The 15,234-nt window shown below is 70.6% G+C and carries 11 protein-coding genes; 4 read left to right on the plus strand and 7 right to left on the minus strand.

Annotated features, from left to right (window positions below; translation table 11 throughout):
* Positions 1-6: 6 nt before the first annotated feature.
* From GTY96_RS18885 to truD, 3 genes are all read right to left on the minus strand, one after another.
* Entirely contained in the window at positions 7-513 is a 507-nt protein-coding gene (locus GTY96_RS18885; RefSeq protein WP_143904722.1) for a hypothetical protein, read from the minus strand.
* On the minus strand, positions 510-1,082 hold the full coding sequence (locus GTY96_RS18890; RefSeq protein WP_186002015.1) for an RNA polymerase sigma factor: 573 nt from the start codon (positions 1,080-1,082) through the stop codon (positions 510-512). The genes GTY96_RS18885 and GTY96_RS18890 overlap by 4 nt, the downstream gene beginning before the upstream one ends.
* A 96-nt stretch (positions 1,083-1,178) precedes the next feature.
* Entirely contained in the window at positions 1,179-2,825 is a 1,647-nt protein-coding gene (gene truD / locus GTY96_RS18895) for a tRNA pseudouridine(13) synthase TruD (RefSeq protein ID WP_143904720.1), read from the minus strand.
* A 72-nt stretch (positions 2,826-2,897) separates the two neighbouring features.
* Here truD and GTY96_RS18900 point away from each other — a divergent pair, with 72 nt between their 5' ends.
* The 4 genes from GTY96_RS18900 to GTY96_RS18915 all read left to right on the plus strand — a co-directional run bounded on the left by GTY96_RS18900 (position 2,898) and on the right by GTY96_RS18915 (position 8,980).
* A complete protein-coding gene (locus GTY96_RS18900) occupies positions 2,898-3,821 on the plus strand; it encodes a hypothetical protein (protein WP_143904719.1) in 924 nt (307 codons plus the stop codon).
* 136 nt (positions 3,822-3,957) lie between these two features.
* Positions 3,958-5,628, plus strand: coding sequence for an adenylate/guanylate cyclase domain-containing protein (locus tag GTY96_RS18905; RefSeq protein ID WP_143904718.1), 1,671 nt, complete (start codon positions 3,958-3,960; stop codon positions 5,626-5,628).
* Between the two features lie 20 nt (positions 5,629-5,648).
* On the plus strand, positions 5,649-7,982 hold the full coding sequence (locus GTY96_RS18910; RefSeq protein WP_235685730.1) for a serine/threonine-protein kinase: 2,334 nt from the start codon (positions 5,649-5,651) through the stop codon (positions 7,980-7,982).
* A gap of 107 nt (positions 7,983-8,089) precedes the next feature.
* Complete coding sequence (locus tag GTY96_RS18915; RefSeq protein WP_161665442.1) at positions 8,090-8,980, plus strand: hypothetical protein; 891 nt, start codon at positions 8,090-8,092, stop codon at positions 8,978-8,980.
* A gap of 48 nt (positions 8,981-9,028) precedes the next feature.
* Here GTY96_RS18915 and GTY96_RS18920 read toward each other — a convergent pair whose 3' ends face one another.
* From GTY96_RS18920 to GTY96_RS18935, 4 genes are all read right to left on the minus strand, one after another.
* The gene (locus GTY96_RS18920; protein ID WP_143904716.1) at positions 9,029-10,846 is read right to left on the minus strand and encodes a DUF4215 domain-containing protein; all 1,818 of its coding nucleotides are present in this window, start codon (positions 10,844-10,846) and stop codon (positions 9,029-9,031) included.
* Between the two features lie 131 nt (positions 10,847-10,977).
* Entirely contained in the window at positions 10,978-12,402 is a 1,425-nt protein-coding gene (locus GTY96_RS18925) for a sugar porter family MFS transporter (RefSeq protein WP_161665443.1), read from the minus strand.
* A gap of 206 nt (positions 12,403-12,608) precedes the next feature.
* A complete protein-coding gene (locus tag GTY96_RS18930) occupies positions 12,609-14,204 on the minus strand; it encodes a sigma-54-dependent Fis family transcriptional regulator (RefSeq protein ID WP_161665444.1) in 1,596 nt (531 codons plus the stop codon).
* Positions 14,201-15,037, minus strand: coding sequence for an MBL fold metallo-hydrolase (locus GTY96_RS18935; protein WP_143904713.1), 837 nt, complete (start codon positions 15,035-15,037; stop codon positions 14,201-14,203). Before GTY96_RS18935 ends, GTY96_RS18930 begins: the two co-directional genes overlap by 4 nt.
* Between the last annotated feature and the right edge of the window lie 197 nt (positions 15,038-15,234).

Raw genomic sequence — 15,234 nt, forward strand, 5'->3', positions numbered from 1 at the left:
ACACGCTCAGGCTTCGGAGAGGGACTGAGGAGGGGAGCCGACGAGCCGCTTCAAGCCGAACAGCGAGGAGAACACGACGAGGGCGATGCAGCAGGCCACCGCCAACCCCGCGGTGCTCCACAGGGCGTGCGCGCCGCTGGACAGGCCCTCCACGAACGCGCGGGTGTAGCCCACCGTGGACGCGAAGCCGGTGCCCATGCGGCCGAGCGCCCGGTCGTTGGTGAGCAGGAAGCCCAGCCCCGCGAAGAGGGACGTGAGCAGGATGGACAGGCCCGTCCACACCTCGCGCCGCTGCGGCACGGGGCTCTCCGCGACGCGCGCCATCACGTTGACGACGAGCGAAGGGGGCGGCAGCGGATCCGCCAGCCGGAACAGGTCCTGCTCCAGCAGTCGGTGATCCTCCATCAGCGCGGCGCACGCGGCGCACTCCGCGGCGTGGTCCAGCGCGGGGCCCTCACCGGCTTCCAGCTCCGCGAAGAGGACGTCCAGGTCGGGGCAGGGGGTGGGGGTCATCGCGTCTCCTCCTCGGCGGGCGCCATCTTCTTGCGGAGCTTCTCACGGGCGCGGAACAAGCGCGCCATGATGGTCCCCGGCGCGCAGCCCATGATCTGCGCGATCTCCTTCGTGGTGCGCTTCTGGACGTAATAGAGCGCCAGCACTTCACGGTCGTCCACGGACAGGGTCTCCATGGCGGCCTCCAGCGACTGCCGCTCCTCGCGCGCGATGGCCCCTTCCTCCTGGGACGCTTCGTGGCTGGGGAGCACCTCCTTCATGGGCTCCAGCTCTTCGGTGCGCACCTTGGTGCGGCGGCGGAGCAGGTCCAGACAGAGGTTGCGCGTGATGGCGAGCACCCAGAGATCGAACGGGCGCGCCTCGTCGTAGCGGTGGAGGTTCTGGTACGCGCGCAAGAGGGCCTCCTGCGCGACCTCCGCCGCCTCCGCCTCCGTCTGGAGCAGGCGCAGCGCCAGGCCGTACACCGGGCGCTGCACGCTGCGCACGAGCGCTTCGAAAGCGGACGGATCCCCCTTGCGGGCGGCCAGCACGTCCGCCTTCCAGGGGAGCGGGGCGGCGTCCTCAGCCATCAGCATACCGATGGCCACGGGGAGCGAGTCGAGGGCAAGAGCGGTCACGCCCTGGACTACGGGCGTGACGGAAGGCCATTGCGCCGCACCCTTTCATCACTTCCGCTTCTGTTTTTTCGCGGACTTGGCGGCGGCCAGGCGCTGCTTTTCGGCTTTCTCCGCCCGGCTCTCGGCCTTCACCTGCTTGCGCTGCTTCTGCTTGGCCCGGAAGCCCAGCGGAATCTCCGGCTCCGGCGCGGCGGGGGCCGTGAACGTGGCCACGGGCGCGGCGGCCCGGGCAGGACGCTCGGCGCGGTCGGTGCGGACCCGGGACTCCCGAGGCTCCTTGGACTCATGGACCTCCGGCGACGCCTCGCGGCCCGGGCGGGCTGGACGGCCAATGCGGCTGGGAGGACGCGGCTCGCGGGCCGGGGCGGCGGGCAGGCGCTTGCTCGCCAGGGCGCGGTGGCGCGAGGGCCCCTCCGCCTCACGCGCGGCGCTCCGGGCGGCGGTGTCCCCCCGAGCCTCCTCGCGCTCGGCGGTGACGAGGCGCGGACGCTGCGAGGCGCGCACGTCCTCCTTGGTGTCTTCCGTGTACTCGAAGTGGAACAGGCGCTTGATGACCAGCGTGGCGTACGCGCCCGGGGGCAGCGTGAAGGCCACGTTGACCTTGATGTCGCCCCGGTTCACGTCGTCGTTCTGCGTGCGGCCCACGACGAGCTTGTGCGGGAACATCACCAGCGGGCGCTGCTCCTCCTTGAAGTAGAGCATCCGCTCCGCGCCCTTGATGCGCAGGTCGGCCAGCTTCAGCTTCTCCCGGCCCAGCACCCAGGTCATGGCCTCCGCCACCTTGGGGTCCTCGAAGGTGGAGTCCGGCCCGACGAGCGGGAAGGTCTTCTCGCGCAGGGTGTGGAGCACGTCCGGGGCGGCGTCCCGGAAGTGCAGCAGCGTGCCGGCCTGGTAGCGCATGGGGAACATGTGCTCGCGCGGCAGCATCAGCTGGAGGTAGCGGCGGACGCCCTCGTTCCAGAGGAAGCTCTGGTACTCGAAGAGGATCATCGCCCGGTAGTCCGAGTCGATCTGCAGGAACGCCTTGAGCCAGTCGCCCGGGTTGTCGCGCAGGGAGCGCAGGATGCGGTGGTACTTCTTCGCGCCCTCGAAGGGCACGCGCGCGTCCCAGCGGCCCCAGTTGTCGCGCCAGAAGCCCTTCACCTTGGCGTCCTCGGTGCGGTCCAGATCCGAGGGGCGGGCGAAGTAGTTGTGCAGCGCGGCCTCGAAGTCGCCCCGGATGATGTCCTTGGCGATGAAGCCCTGGCCGTGCTTGAGCGCGCCGAAGCGCTGGCTGTCGAAGTAGTTCACCACGCCCAGCCGGTTGACCTCCGCGGCGGCCAGGTTGAGCGGCGCCAGCGAGTCGTGCGTCAGGGCGCGCACGGTGACGGAGAAGCGGTTGGAGGTGATGTTGCGCGCCGACAGCGGCTTGTCCGTCCGGCCCAGGAACTTCAGGCGCAGGTCGGCCTCCTGCATGTCCACGTCCGCGCCGTCCACGGCGATGATCTGCTCGGTGCGGCCCTGCTTGTCCTTCAGGCCGCAGTAGCTGATGGCGCCCGGCTTGAGGCCGAACGCTTCGCGGATGCGGTTCACCGCGTCGAAGGTGGACAGCTTCTGCTTGTCCATGAGGTAGACACGATGCCGCCCACTGGCGACCTCGTCGAAGCGGTAGGACTCCTTCACGGAGAAGTCCTCGGGTTTTTGCTTGATTCGCACGACAGCCCCCTTAGCAGCGTGGGCGCGCGGAATGAAGCGTTCGCGCCCGAAATGGGCATAACCTGCAACCCCATGAGAACTCTTCCCCTCCTGTCGCTGGGCCTCCTCGTGGGGTGTGCGACCCCGCTGTCCACGATGCAGACGGCTAAGACGCTGTCGCCCGGGCAGGTCCAGGTGACGGGCAGCATGGGGGTGTTCATCCCGGTGGGCACGCTCGCGACGGTGGTGGATGTGGGCATCGACCAGGGGCGGGAGGCGAAGCGGGCGGTGGACGAGGGCCGCCCCTACACGCTCACGGAGGAGGACCAGCAGCGCCTGCTGACGGCGGGGCTGGCGCTGGTGGTGGCGCCTCCGGGCACCAACCCGGAGCTGATGGTGCGGGTGGGCGTGCTGGACGGGCTGGACCTGGGCGGGCGCTACAGCGGCAACTCGCTGCGCTTCGACGGCAAGGCGCGGCTTGCCCACGGAGGCGGGGACTCACGCCGCTCCTACGACCTGGCGCTGGGGCTGGGGGTGTCCAAGCACCTGTTCTCCGGGGCGGCGCTGGACGTGCTGGAGGTGGTGCACCTGGGCGACTTCGACCGCTGGGACGTGGAGGTGCCGCTGTACCTGAGCGCGGAGTACGGCGACGTGTTCAAGCTCTACGGCGCCCCCAAGTACGTCTTCAGCCACACCCGGATGGACCCGCAGCTGGTGGACATCTCCCAGGGGGGCACGCCGGTGACGGGCTTCGACGTGAGCCTGCCCACCGAGGTGAACAGCCACTTCGTGGGCTCCACGGTGGGCTTCGCGGTGGGGTACCGCTACGTGCACTTCTACGCCGAGCTGACGGGGGGGTACGTCTTCTGCAAGCCGAACGTCTTCGGCGCCCGGCGGGACCTGGGCGGGCTGACCTTCCTGCCGTCCATCGGTCTGGCCTTCCGCTCGCCCGAGCGCCGGTCCTCCGCCGTCCCGGCGCCCGGCGCCCCGGGGCTGGTGGCCCCGCCGTCTCCATGAGAGGTGGGGGTGGCGACGCCGAGGCGGGGACTGACCGGCCGTGCAGGGCGACGCCGGGCGTCCTCCCAGGGGCCGACGCGAGCGTTCCTTTGGGGCGGAAGGCTCTGGTAGTGTCCGCGCCGGTGAGGATTCGCGCGTGAACCAGGCACCCGCCCCATTCCCGCCCAGGTCCGGGTCGCACCCGCGCGGGCCGCACCTGACGGGGCGGTTCGCGGACGGGACGCTGGGGGAGTTTCCCCTGGGCGCGACGACGTCGCTTGGCCGCCACCCGTCCAACACGCTGCGGCTGGTGGACCGGGAAGTGTCCAAGGAGCACGCGACCATCGAGAAGGTGGGGCGCGACTTCGTCCTGCGCGACCTCAACTCGTCCAACGGCACGTTCATCAACGGCCGCCGGGTGACGGGGGAGATGCGGCTGCGCGACGGGGATGAGATCGCCCTGGGCTCCTCGCGGCTCGTCTTCCACAGCGGAGAGGCGGCGGCGGGCGGGGCCAATCCCCCCACGCTGCCGGGCGTGACGGTGGTGGCGAACGCCGTCTCCATGCCGGCCTTCCTGGCCCAGATGGACCAGGTGCCGCAGAACTTCCGCCCGTCCGACCAGGTGACGGACACGGCGGCGCTGCGCCGGGACTACGAGAAGCTGCGCATCGCGCACGAGTTCCACCGGCAGGTGAGCCTCAAGGGCAACCAGGACGACCTGTTCGAGCAGATCCTCAAGGTGGCCTTCGAGCTGCTGGCGGCCGACCACGGCGTCATCCTGAAGGTGGGGCCGGAGGGGGAGTTCATCCCGGCCGCGGTGCACCACCGGCAGGGCAAGCAGGTGAACGTCATGCTGTCGGACACCGTGCTCAAGCGCGTGGTGGAGACGGGCAAGGCGGTGCTCACGGCGGACGCCATCATCGACGAGCGCTTCTCCGCGGCGGAGAGCATCGTGGCGCAGGGCATCCGCTCCGCCATGGCGGTGCCGCTGATGGTGAACGGCGACATCCAGGCGGTGCTCTTCCTGGACAGCCGGCAGCAGATCAACGCCTTCTCGGAGAAGGACCTGACCATCCTGTCCGGCATCGCCGCGCAGGCGGGCATCGCGCTGGAGAACGCGGCCCTGGCGGAGCAGATCCGCAACGAGGCGGTGACGCGCGCGGAGCTGTCGCGCTTCCTGTCCAAGGCGGTGGCGGACGCGGTGATCAACGGCGGCACGGAGGACCTGCGCCAGAGCCGGCTCGCGGAGGTGAGCTGCCTGTTCGCGGACATCCGCGGCTTCACCACCCTGGCGGAGAGCGACTCGCCGCAGGAGGTGGTGTCGATGCTCAACAGCTTCTTCACCGCCATGGCGGATGTGGTGTTCCGCTACGAGGGCAACCTGGACAAGTTCATCGGGGACTGCGTGATGGCGGTGTGGGGACCGCCGTCGTCGCACCCGGATGATCCGGCCCGCGCGCTGCGGGCGGCGCTGGAGATGCAGGACGCCGTCACGGAGCTCAACCGGCAGCGCGTGCTGGACGGCAAGAAGCCCATCGAGGTGGGCATTGGCGTCAACACCGGGCAGGCCGTCGTGGGCTACATGGGCAGCGCGGAGCGGCACGAGTTCACTGCCATTGGCGACACCGTGAACACCGCGTCGCGGCTGTGCGGCATCGCGAAGAGCGGCGAGGTGCTCGCGTCGGAGGTCACGGTGCGCAAATCCGGTCCGGGCTTCGACGTGGAGGAGCTGCCGGTGCTCCAGGTGAAGGGCAAGGAGAAGGGCGTGCAGACCTTCCGCGTGCACGGCGCGGAGCTGACCACCTCCACCTCCCGCAAGGTGCGCTGACGGTGCGCTCCTCGTCCTTGATGCCCACGCAGTCGTGCCCCAACTGCGGCACGGTGCACGACACCCGGGTGTACGTGAGCGGCCAGAAGGTCACGTGCCGCTGCGGCATCCGGTTCGAGGTCCGCCGCGCGGACGTGTCGGGCCTCCGTCCAGCCGACGTGTCGGGCCTCCGCCTGGCCGTCCCGGCGGACGAGGAAGCAGGCGCCGCGGTGACGTTCGTGCCGCGCACGGCGGATGATCCGCCAGAATCGATGTCACCTTCCGCCGCTCCCGGTGTTGGGACGGACAGGGAGGACACGGTGGGACAGGAGATGAGGGCCGGCTCCAGCGTCCCAGGGGGAACCGAGATGAACATCCCGCGACCGGATGGCGTGGGGAAGGGGGAGGAGGGCGACGTCGCCGCGGGGGGGGGACCCGCCGCCGCGGGCGTGAGCGCCCAGTCCTCGGGGGTGGCGCTGCCTTCGTCGGAGCCAGAGGCGGTGATGGACGGAGCCACGCTGGTGCGCTCGGCGACGCCGGGCGTGCGTGCGCCCCGGGCTCCGGTGGACACATCCGTTCGCGTGGAGACGGCGGAGACGGTGCTGTCGGGCGCGAAGCCCCAGCTGCCGGGCCTGGAGCTCCTGGAGGTGCTGGGGCGCGGCGGGATGGGCGAGGTGTGGCTCGCGCGCCAGCAGTCCCTGGGCCGCACGGTGGCGGTGAAGGTGCTGCCGCCCCGGCTGGCGAAGGACGCGGAGTTCGTGTCGCGCTTCGACAAGGAGGCCACGGCGCTGGCGGCCCTGTCCCACCCGAACATCGTGCAGATCATCGACCGGGGCGTGGCGGGCGAGCACTACTACTTCGTCATGGAGTACGTGGAGGGCCAGTCGCTGCGCCACGCGCTGGGCGGGCGTGATCCGCTGGCGCCCCCGCAGGCGCTGAAGGTGCTGCTTCAGGTGGCGCGCGCCGTGGAGTGCGCGCACGCCAAGAACATCATCCACCGCGACCTGAAGCCGGAGAACATCCTGCTGGACGGGCGGCTGCACGCGAAGGTGGCGGACTTCGGCCTCGCGGGGATCCGCGAGCCGGATTCGGAGAAGCACCTCACCGCGACGGCGGTGGCCATGGGCACGCTCAACTACATGGCCCCGGAGCAGCGCCGGGACGCGAAGAACGTGGATGGGCGGGCGGACCTCTTCTCCCTGGGCGTGATGATGTACGAGGCGCTCACGGGGGAGCTGCCCGTGGGCCGCTTCAAGCTGCCGTCCCAGCGCGTGCGCGGCCTGGATCCGCGCCTGGATCCGGTGGTGGAGCGCCTGCTGGAGACGGACCGCGAGTCCCGCTACGCCACCGCCACGGAGGTGTGCGAGGCGCTGGAAGTGTTGGTCTCCACCACGTCGTCGCCGCACGTGGCGCCGGCGTCGGAGCTGGCGCGCGCGCAGCCTTCGCACGCGGACGCCAGGAGGCTCGCGTCGCGGCCCGAAGCGGTGATGCTGGAGAAGTTCCACGCGGGCTGGGGCCGGGTGCGCACCGGCCTGTCCGTGGTGGGCGGCCTGGCGCTGCTGGGCTTCGCGGTGCGCGCCTTCGTGGGCCCGGTGAGCCTGCGCCTGGGTGACGAGGAGTACGGCCTGGGCCGCCAGAAGCCGGTGCAGACCGCGCAGCACTTCCCGCCCAACACGGAAGGGGAGGTGTTCGCCGGCTTGAAGCTCACCCCGCCCGCGCCGGGCTCGGACACCTCCACCCTGGAAGTGGGCTTCGAGCCGGGCGAGGAGGAGTTCAACGTCCACAGCGGCTCCTGGGAGATGAAGAACCAGGAGCTGCAGGTGATCCAGGCCGGGATGGAGGCGGACGGCAAGCTGGTGCCGCGCGCGTACCTGGCCCACCGCTATTTCAGCAGCGACGATTTCACGGCCGAGGTGCTGATGGACGTGAGGCCGCTGGGCCGCGAGTGGTCGGTGGAAGAGGACGGGCAGCACTTCGGGGAGCTGGCGTTCCGCATCCGCGACGTGCAGGTGTCCGTCTTCGCCATCCCGGACGCGGGCATGCGCCTGTCGTGGCGCTACTTCTCGCCGGACGACGGGCGGGAGATTGTTGGCAACAGCGCGGAGGACACCAAGAACCTGGTCCAGGACGAGATGCCGGTGCCCCGTCAGGGCCCGTTCCTGGTGCGCCTCCAGCTGAAGAAGCAGAAGAGCGGCGTGCGGGTGGACGCCTTCCTCAACAAGAAGCTCTTCGCCAGCAAGGTGCTGCCGGGCTTCGAGGGCCGGGTGGGAAAGCTGGCCCTGGGATGCCGCAACCTGAAGTGCACCTTCGATGACCTGAAGGTGGTGGGGCGGCTCCAGGAGCGCCCCGTGCGCCGCGTCGCCACCGGCGAGTAGTCCGTCCCCGCGGGTGGGGCTTGCCGCTCCGCCCGTGCGTTCCCACCTTGCTCCCGCCGGGCTCCGCCGTCGCGGGGCCGCCCGGCGCGCGGGTGGGGGAGATGGACATGGACCTGGGACGCGTCCTGCTGCTGCCGCTCTGCGGGGTGGGGCTGGCCCTGCTGCTCTGGGCGACGTTCACCCTGGGGCGCGCGCCAGCTGGCTCCCGGCCGCGCGGGTTGCTGGGGGGCTTCGGGGCCCTGGCCCTGGGGCTCGTGCTCTTCGTCCCGTGGATGCGCGGAGCACCGCTGGTTCCCGTGTCGCCGGACGTGCTCGTGAAGGCGGTGGGTGGGGGGCTGCTGGTGCTCGCCGCGGGCGCGTCGGCCCTGGGGGCACGGGTGCGTCTGCGGGCGGACACCTTGCGTGGCGCCGCGCCGCGGTCCCTGGATGAGGCGGTGGAGGCCCTTCGCGCGGGGCGGCCTCCGGGCTTCGGGGTGTACCGGGGCCGGCTGGAGTGCCTGGAGACGCTGACATCGCCGGGCGGCGTGCCTTGCGCCTTCTACGACGCGGCGGTGCACGCGGTGGGAAAGCAAGGCCAGAAGGGCCCGCTCCTGTCGCGGGAGCGCGCGTACGCGCCGATGCTGCTGCTGAGGGGAGAGCGGACGCGGGCGGCGGTGGGCTTTGTGCCCTCCGCGCTCCTGGCGCCGGTGGAGGTCCGCCGGTGCGTGATGGTGCCCGCGCTCACTCGGGCGGAGCTGCTGGGTGCTCCCGGACAGGCGCTGTCCTGGGAGCGCGTGGGCGCGCCCGGTGAGGCGTGTCTGGTGGTGGGGGAGCTGCGGCGGGGCTTCCTCGACGGGACCTACGAGCTGCGCGGGCGCGGGGGGCGTCCGGCGCTGGTGGTGCTGGGGGAAGAGGCCGCGGGCACCGGCGGGGAGTTGTCCCGCCGGGCCTGGAGGCACTTCGCGGCGGCCGGGGTGTTGTCCCTGGCCGCCGGGGTCATGCTCGCCCGGACCCTGTGAGGTCCGGACGGGGGGCCCCGGCCCGGGAAGGCGCCGGGGCGAACGGCATCAGCCGATCTCGACGCGGCAGGTGGGGCTGCAGCCGTCGCGCGCGGTGGTGTTGCCGTCGTCGCACTCCTCGCCATCGTCGGCCTGGATGATGCCGTCGCCGCAGCGGGCGTTCCAGATGCAGGTCAGGCTGCACTTGCCGTAGCCGGGGCCGTTGTTGTTGCCCTGGTCGCACTGCTCACCCGCATCGAGGGTGCCGTTACCGCAGGTGGACTTGCACTCGGTGCGCTGCGTCTCGAAGTTGTTCAGGGTCAGCTTGTACGAGGACGCGGACGTGTGGCGCTCCGCCTGGAACACGACGACCTCGTAGATCTTGCCCTTCACCAGACCCAGGCCCGTGACGGTGGGCCCATTCGCCAGCGAGACCGTGCCGGACGTGGCGCCGTGCACGCCACCCAGGTCCAGGGCGAGCTTGCCGTTGATGAACACCCACACGTCGTCGTCACCCAGGAACGTCAGCTCCTCGGTGCCCTTGAACTCAAACCAGTAGCGCGTCTCGCTGGTGAAGCTGAAGTTGCGCGGGACGCCGCTGCCGTCGTTGAGCTTGTTCTCCTTGCCCAGCTTCACCCAGCCGCCGTTGTCGAGCGGGAAGAAGGTCTGGTTGTTGAACAGGTAGGAGCCATTGCCCTGCTTGCTGAGCTTCAGGGTGCTGACCTCCGTGACGTTGACGTTCGGCGTGTCGCGATACCACTGGTCGAAGGCCGTCTTGCCATGGGTGACTCCGCCGTTGCCGGTGGCGCCCTTGGCGTAGATGGGCTTGCCATCCGAGCCAAGCGGCCCGTACTTCGCGCCCACGATCCCCTGCTCCGCGCCGTTGGCATCCTCGAAGTCAGGGTGACGGGTCGCGGGAGCGCTGCAGCCCTGTCCGCCGCCCATGCCGCAGAAGTCGCGATAGACGACGGGGATCTCCACCACGTCAGGAGGAGACTCGGTGATGCGAACACAAGCGAAGCCCGGCTCCAGCTTGCACGTCGGCGAGCAGCCGTCGTTGGCGCGCAGGTTGCCGTCGTCGCACTCCTCGGTGGTGTCACCCGGGAGGATGACGCCGTCGCCGCAGCGGGCCTCGCAGGTGCCGTTCACGCACTTGGGCTCCAGCACGCACAGCGGCGAGCAGCCGTCGCCCATGTCGTGGTTGCCGTCGTCGCACTGCTCGGTGCCTTCCTTCTTGCCGTCACCGCAGACCGTCTTGGTGCACGGCTGGCCCAGCACGTCGCACTTGTAGCCCTGCTCCAGGCGGCAGGTGTCGCTGCAACCGTCGCCCTTGGTGGCGTTGCCGTCCTCGCACTCCTCTTCACCCGCGATGATGCCGTCACCGCACTGCGCTGCCTTGCAGCGCTGGCCCTGGAGGGGGCACGTCCAACCCGACTCCACGGTCTTGCAGTCCGCCGAGCAGCCGTCGCCGGAGACCGTGTTGCGGTCGTCACAGATCTCGCCAGCCTCGAGCAGGCCGTTGCCGCAGGCCGCCGTCTTCACGCACGCCTGGCCGGGCGTCGGGCAGGCATAGCCGGCCTCGACCTCCAGGCAGTTCGCCTTGCAGCCGTCGCCGGACGTGGTGTTGCCGTCGTCGCACGCCTCACCCTTCTGGTGCTTGCCGTCGCCACAGACGGCGGGGCCCGGATCGTACGGGCCGCCGTCGGGCAGGGTGTCACTGCCCCCATCCGTCCCACCGTCGGTTTCGATGACGCTGCCATCCGTACCGGGCGTGACGCCGCCATCAGGAGGTGGATCGTCGGTGCCGGAGCAGGCAGTCAGGGCGAGGAGGAAGGAAGCGAGCACGATGCTCGCCAGTCGAGTCCGAGCGGGGGAATGTTTCAGCATGAAGCAGATGCTGGAAGGCCCTGACCCCGGGTGTCAAATGGATCAGGTGTTTTCCAACCCAGTCGGCGCGTGTAAATGGAGAAAGCCCGTACAGGTGTACGGGCTCTCAGGTGTGACCCTGCCTCGCCGGGCTACATCTGTTCCAGCTCCCGACCCTTGGTCTCCTTGATGTACCGAGCGGCGAAGAAGATGGAGAAGACGGCCGCCGCGGCATACAGGCCGTAGGCCCAGCCCAACCCGAGGGCCTTGAGCGACGGGAAGGTCGCGGAGACCAGGAAGTTGGCCAGCCACTGCGCCATGGCCGCGATGGAGAGCGCGAGCGCGCGGATGCGGTTGGGGAACATCTCCCCCAACAGCACCCAGACGACGGGGCCCCACGAGAAGCCGAAGAAGACGACGTAGAGGTTGGCCGCGATGAGCGCCGTGGTGCCCGCCGCGCCCTGGAGCACCGGCTTGCCCGCGGCGTCCAGGGGGGCGGTGCCGAACAGGTACGCCAGGAGCCCCAGCGTCAGCGCCATGCCGACGGAGCCGATGATGAGCAGCGGCTTCCGGCCGATCTTGTCCACGAACGCGATGGCGACGAGCGTGGTGAGGATGTTGGTGACGCTGGTGATGACGGTGATGGCCAGCGAGTTCTGCTCGGAGAAGCCCACCGCCTGCCAGAGGACGCTGGAGTAGTAGAAGATGACGTTGATGCCCACGAACTGTTGAAGCATCGCGAGCACGATGCCAATCCATACGATGGGCAGGAAGCCAAAGCGGCCGCCCTTCAGGTCCGCCATGTGCGGGGTGTAGTTGGTGCGCAGCGAGTTGCGGATCTCCACGACCTTGGACGGCGCGGTGTCTCCCTCGATGCCGCGAAGGACGCCGAGCGCCTCCTGCTCACGCCCCTTGGCCACGAGATAGCGGGGGGACTCCGGGATGAAGAGCGAGCCCACGCCGTAGAGGATCGCGGGAGGCAGACCGCTGAAGAACATCCACCGCCACGCGGTCATGCCGAGCCAGCCGGGGTTGGAGGCGGAGCCCGCGGATCTCGCGATGGCGAAGTCCCCGAGCAGGGCCATGAAGATGCCCACCACGATGGCCAGTTGTTGCAGCGACGCGAGCCGTCCGCGCAGGTGCGCCGGAGCGATCTCCGCGATGTACGCGGGCGCCACGACGCTGGCGGCGCCGACGCCCAGCCCGCCCACCAGCCGCCAGAAGCTCAGGTCCCACAGGGAGAACGCGAACCCGGAGCCGATGGCGCTGATGGTGAACAGGCCGGAGGCGATGAGCATCGTGCGCTTGCGGCCGTACCGGTCCGCGACGTGGCCCGCCAGGAACGCGCCGGCCGCGGAGCCGATGAGCGCGGACGATACCGCGAGCCCCAGCGCCAGGCTGCTCGCCGCGAATTGCGTCTGGAGTGCTCCGACCGTGCCGTTGATGACGGACGTATCGAAGCCGAAGAGGAAGCCACCGAGCGCGGCCACCACGGAGATGACGATGATGTGACCTGTGTGTGTCTCCGGCTGCGCGGTGGGGTGCCTGCTCGCTGGGACATCCAGGATATCGGCCATGACGTGCTCCTTTCCCAAGGGGCACGTCCTGCACGGGGGAAACCGGGGGAGGGGGTTCGCCTCCCGGTGTCCGGCCCTCGCGGTTCGCACAACGGCCCTGTGAATAGGTGCCCCCCCGGGACACTGGAGGGCACCCCCAGCCGGGACTCCGCTTCCTCGGCCGCTCGTGGGGGCAGGAGGCCCCGCCACGGAGAGCGAGACGGGGGTCAGCCCTCGTCCGCCAGGCCGTACTCCTTGAGCTTCCGGGCCAGCGTGTTGCGGCCGATCTCCAGCGTCCGCGCCGCCGCGGTGCGGTTGCCCTTCACCGCCTCCAGCACACGCAAGATGTGGCGGCGCTCCACTTCCGCCAGCGGGAGCAGGAGCGGGGCTTCCGGCGCGGGGGCGGGCTCCTGCACGGACGGCGCGGGGGACAGCGCGCGGTCCAGGGAGGGCAGGGGGAGGTGTTCCTCCAGGATCTCGCCTTCGCAGAGCACGACGGCGCTCTCGATGCAGTTCTCCAGCTCGCGCACGTTGCCGGGCCAGCGGTAGCGCATGAGCCGCGTGAGGGCCGAGGCGCTGAGGCGGGGCGGGGGCAACCGGTGGCGCTTCGCGGCGGTGGCGACGAAGTGGCGCGCGAGCCGTTCGATGTCCTCCGCGCCGCGCTCGCGCAGCGGGGGCAGCAGGAGCTCCACGACCTTGATGCGGTAGTAGAGGTCCTCGCGGAACCGGCCCTCCGCCACCATGCGCGGCAGGTCGCGGTGGGTGGCCGCGACGATGCGCACGTCCACCTTGACGGCCTGGGTGCCGCCCACGCGCTCGAACTCGCGATCCTGGAGCACGCGCAACAGCTTGCCCTGCACCGCCTGGGGCAGCTCCCCCAGCTCGTCGATGAAGACGGTGCCGCCGTCGGCCGCCTCGAACTTGCCGGGCACGCGGTGGTCCGCGCCGGTGAACGCGCCCTTCTCATGGCCGAACAGCTCGTTCTCGATGAGGGCGGCGGGCAGCGCCGCGCAGTCCACCTTCACGAAGGGCTTGTCGCGCCGGGGGCCGTTGACGTGGATGGCGCGCGCGAACAGCTCCTTGCCGCAGCCGCTCTCCCCGCGCAGCAGCACCGTCGCGTCCGTGGGCGCGGCCTTCTGCACCAGGCGGTAGAGGGCCTTGAGCGGCGGGGCTTCACCGATGATGCGGTTGAAGAAGTAGCCCACCGGGGCCTGCGGCTGATCCTTGGCGCGCTGCAGCTCCTGGTAGAGGCTGGTCGTCTGGAGCGCGGTGCTGACCTGGGCCGCGATGTCGGTGAGCTTCCGGGTGTCGTCCTCCGTGAAGGGACCGCCGCCCAGGCGGTTGAGGACCTGGAGCACCCCGTACACGGCGCCCGCCGCGTCGCGCAGCGGCACCGCGGCCAGGCTGATGGTGCGGTAGCCCGTCATCCGGTCGATGTCCGCGAAGAAGCGCCGCTCGCCGCGCGGATCCGGCACGTGCACGGGCTCCCCGGCCTCCGCCACGTAGCCCGCCACGCCCTGGCCCAGCTTCACGCGGATCTGCGCGACCTCCGGCAGGTGCGCGGCGCGGCTGAAGAGCTCGCGGCGCACCGGATCCAACAGCCACAGCGTGCCGCGGTCCGCCTGGAGCGTGATGGCGATGCGGTCCACGAGCGCCTGGAGGAAGGCGTCCAGGTCCACCTCGCGCCCGACGAGGCCGCCAAGGGGGAGCAGGACCTGGGACGACACATCCGGCGGGGACGAGGGCATGGCGGCGGGCAGCGGCGGCAGCGTGAAGGACGCGCGTGGCAGTGTAGCGCAGGGCTCCTGGCTCGGCAGGCTCATGCGCCCGCCGCGCGGCCCAGGAGCATGCGCTGGCCCTCGCGCGCGGGGTCGGTGAAGGGGAACAGGCCGCGCGCCTGCTGCGCCATGTCCTCCAGCAGCTCGTCCGCGTGGGACGGATCATGGTGGAAGAGGAAGAGCCGCCCGGCGTTCAGGTCACGGGCGACCTTGGCCGCGTCCATCATCGTCGAATGGCCCCAGCCCTTCTTGGACAGGCCCGTCTTCCCCTCGTACTCGTCCGGGGTGTACTGCGCGTCCAGGCACAGCGCGTCCGCGCCCTCGAAGTGGTGGGCCACGTCCGCCGTGAGGCGCTCCGGCAGCTCCACGTCCGTCGCGTACACGAACGAGTGGCCGTCCGCCTCCACGCGGTAGGCCATGCACCCGTCCGGGTGCGGCACGTCGATGGGCGTCACCTTGAAGGGGCCCACCTCCACCGTGCGGCCGTGCACCGCGGCGCCAAAGGCCATCTTCGAGCGCATGGTGGACAGGGGCACCGGGAACTGCGGCGGGCGCATCTGCTGCGACAGCGTGGACTCCAACGCCTGCGCGCCGTTGGCACCCGGGCCGTACAGCGTCAGCGACGTCGTGGGCAGGTAGGCGGGCGTGAAGAAGGGGAAGCCCTGCACGTGATCCCAGTGCAGGTGTGAGAAGAACATCGTCGCCTTCCGCGGCGCGCCCTCGCGCAGCATCACCTCGCCCAGCGTGCGGATGCCCGTGCCCGCGTCGAGGATCAACCGCTCACCCTGGCTCGTCACCTCCACGCACGCCGTGTTGCCGCCGATGCGCGAGCCCGACACCGCGATGCTGCCTCGAACCCCGAAGAACCGGACTTCCATGGTGACTCTCCTGATGCTCCGGCACCCGCTGGAGGCGCCCTGACGTGAGGGGGACACAGCACGTGGAGTGCCAGCGCCAAGGGGTTGGAATCACTGGAGTGGGGTGGGGCGGGGAAGGACGGACCGCTCCGTTTCGGGGCGCTCTGGATCGGGCGGGCGGTCCATTCCGGGGCGGTCCTCGGGGCGACGGAATCCTG

Origin of the sequence: Corallococcus silvisoli (assembly GCF_009909145.1) — a bacterium.
Lineage (GTDB): Bacteria > Myxococcota > Myxococcia > Myxococcales > Myxococcaceae > Corallococcus > Corallococcus silvisoli.

Bases quoted from the DNA above. Each gene is read 5' to 3' on its own strand.
- GTY96_RS18885 (WP_143904722.1), bottom strand. From the start codon at position 513: ATGACCCCCACCCCCTGCCCCGACCTGGACGTCCTCTTCGCGGAGCTG.
- GTY96_RS18890 (WP_186002015.1), bottom strand. From the start codon at position 1,082: ATGGCTGAGGACGCCGCCCCGCTCCCCTGGAAGGCGGACGTGCTGGCC.
- GTY96_RS18900 (WP_143904719.1), top strand. From the start codon at position 2,898: ATGAGAACTCTTCCCCTCCTGTCGCTGGGCCTCCTCGTGGGGTGTGCG.
- GTY96_RS18910 (WP_235685730.1), top strand. From the start codon at position 5,649: ATGCCCACGCAGTCGTGCCCCAACTGCGGCACGGTGCACGACACCCGG.
- GTY96_RS18915 (WP_161665442.1), top strand. From the start codon at position 8,090: ATGGACCTGGGACGCGTCCTGCTGCTGCCGCTCTGCGGGGTGGGGCTG.
- GTY96_RS18920 (WP_143904716.1), bottom strand. From the start codon at position 10,846: ATGCTGAAACATTCCCCCGCTCGGACTCGACTGGCGAGCATCGTGCTC.
- GTY96_RS18925 (WP_161665443.1), bottom strand. From the start codon at position 12,402: ATGGCCGATATCCTGGATGTCCCAGCGAGCAGGCACCCCACCGCGCAG.
- GTY96_RS18930 (WP_161665444.1), bottom strand. From the start codon at position 14,204: ATGAGCCTGCCGAGCCAGGAGCCCTGCGCTACACTGCCACGCGCGTCC.
- GTY96_RS18935 (WP_143904713.1), bottom strand. From the start codon at position 15,037: ATGGAAGTCCGGTTCTTCGGGGTTCGAGGCAGCATCGCGGTGTCGGGC.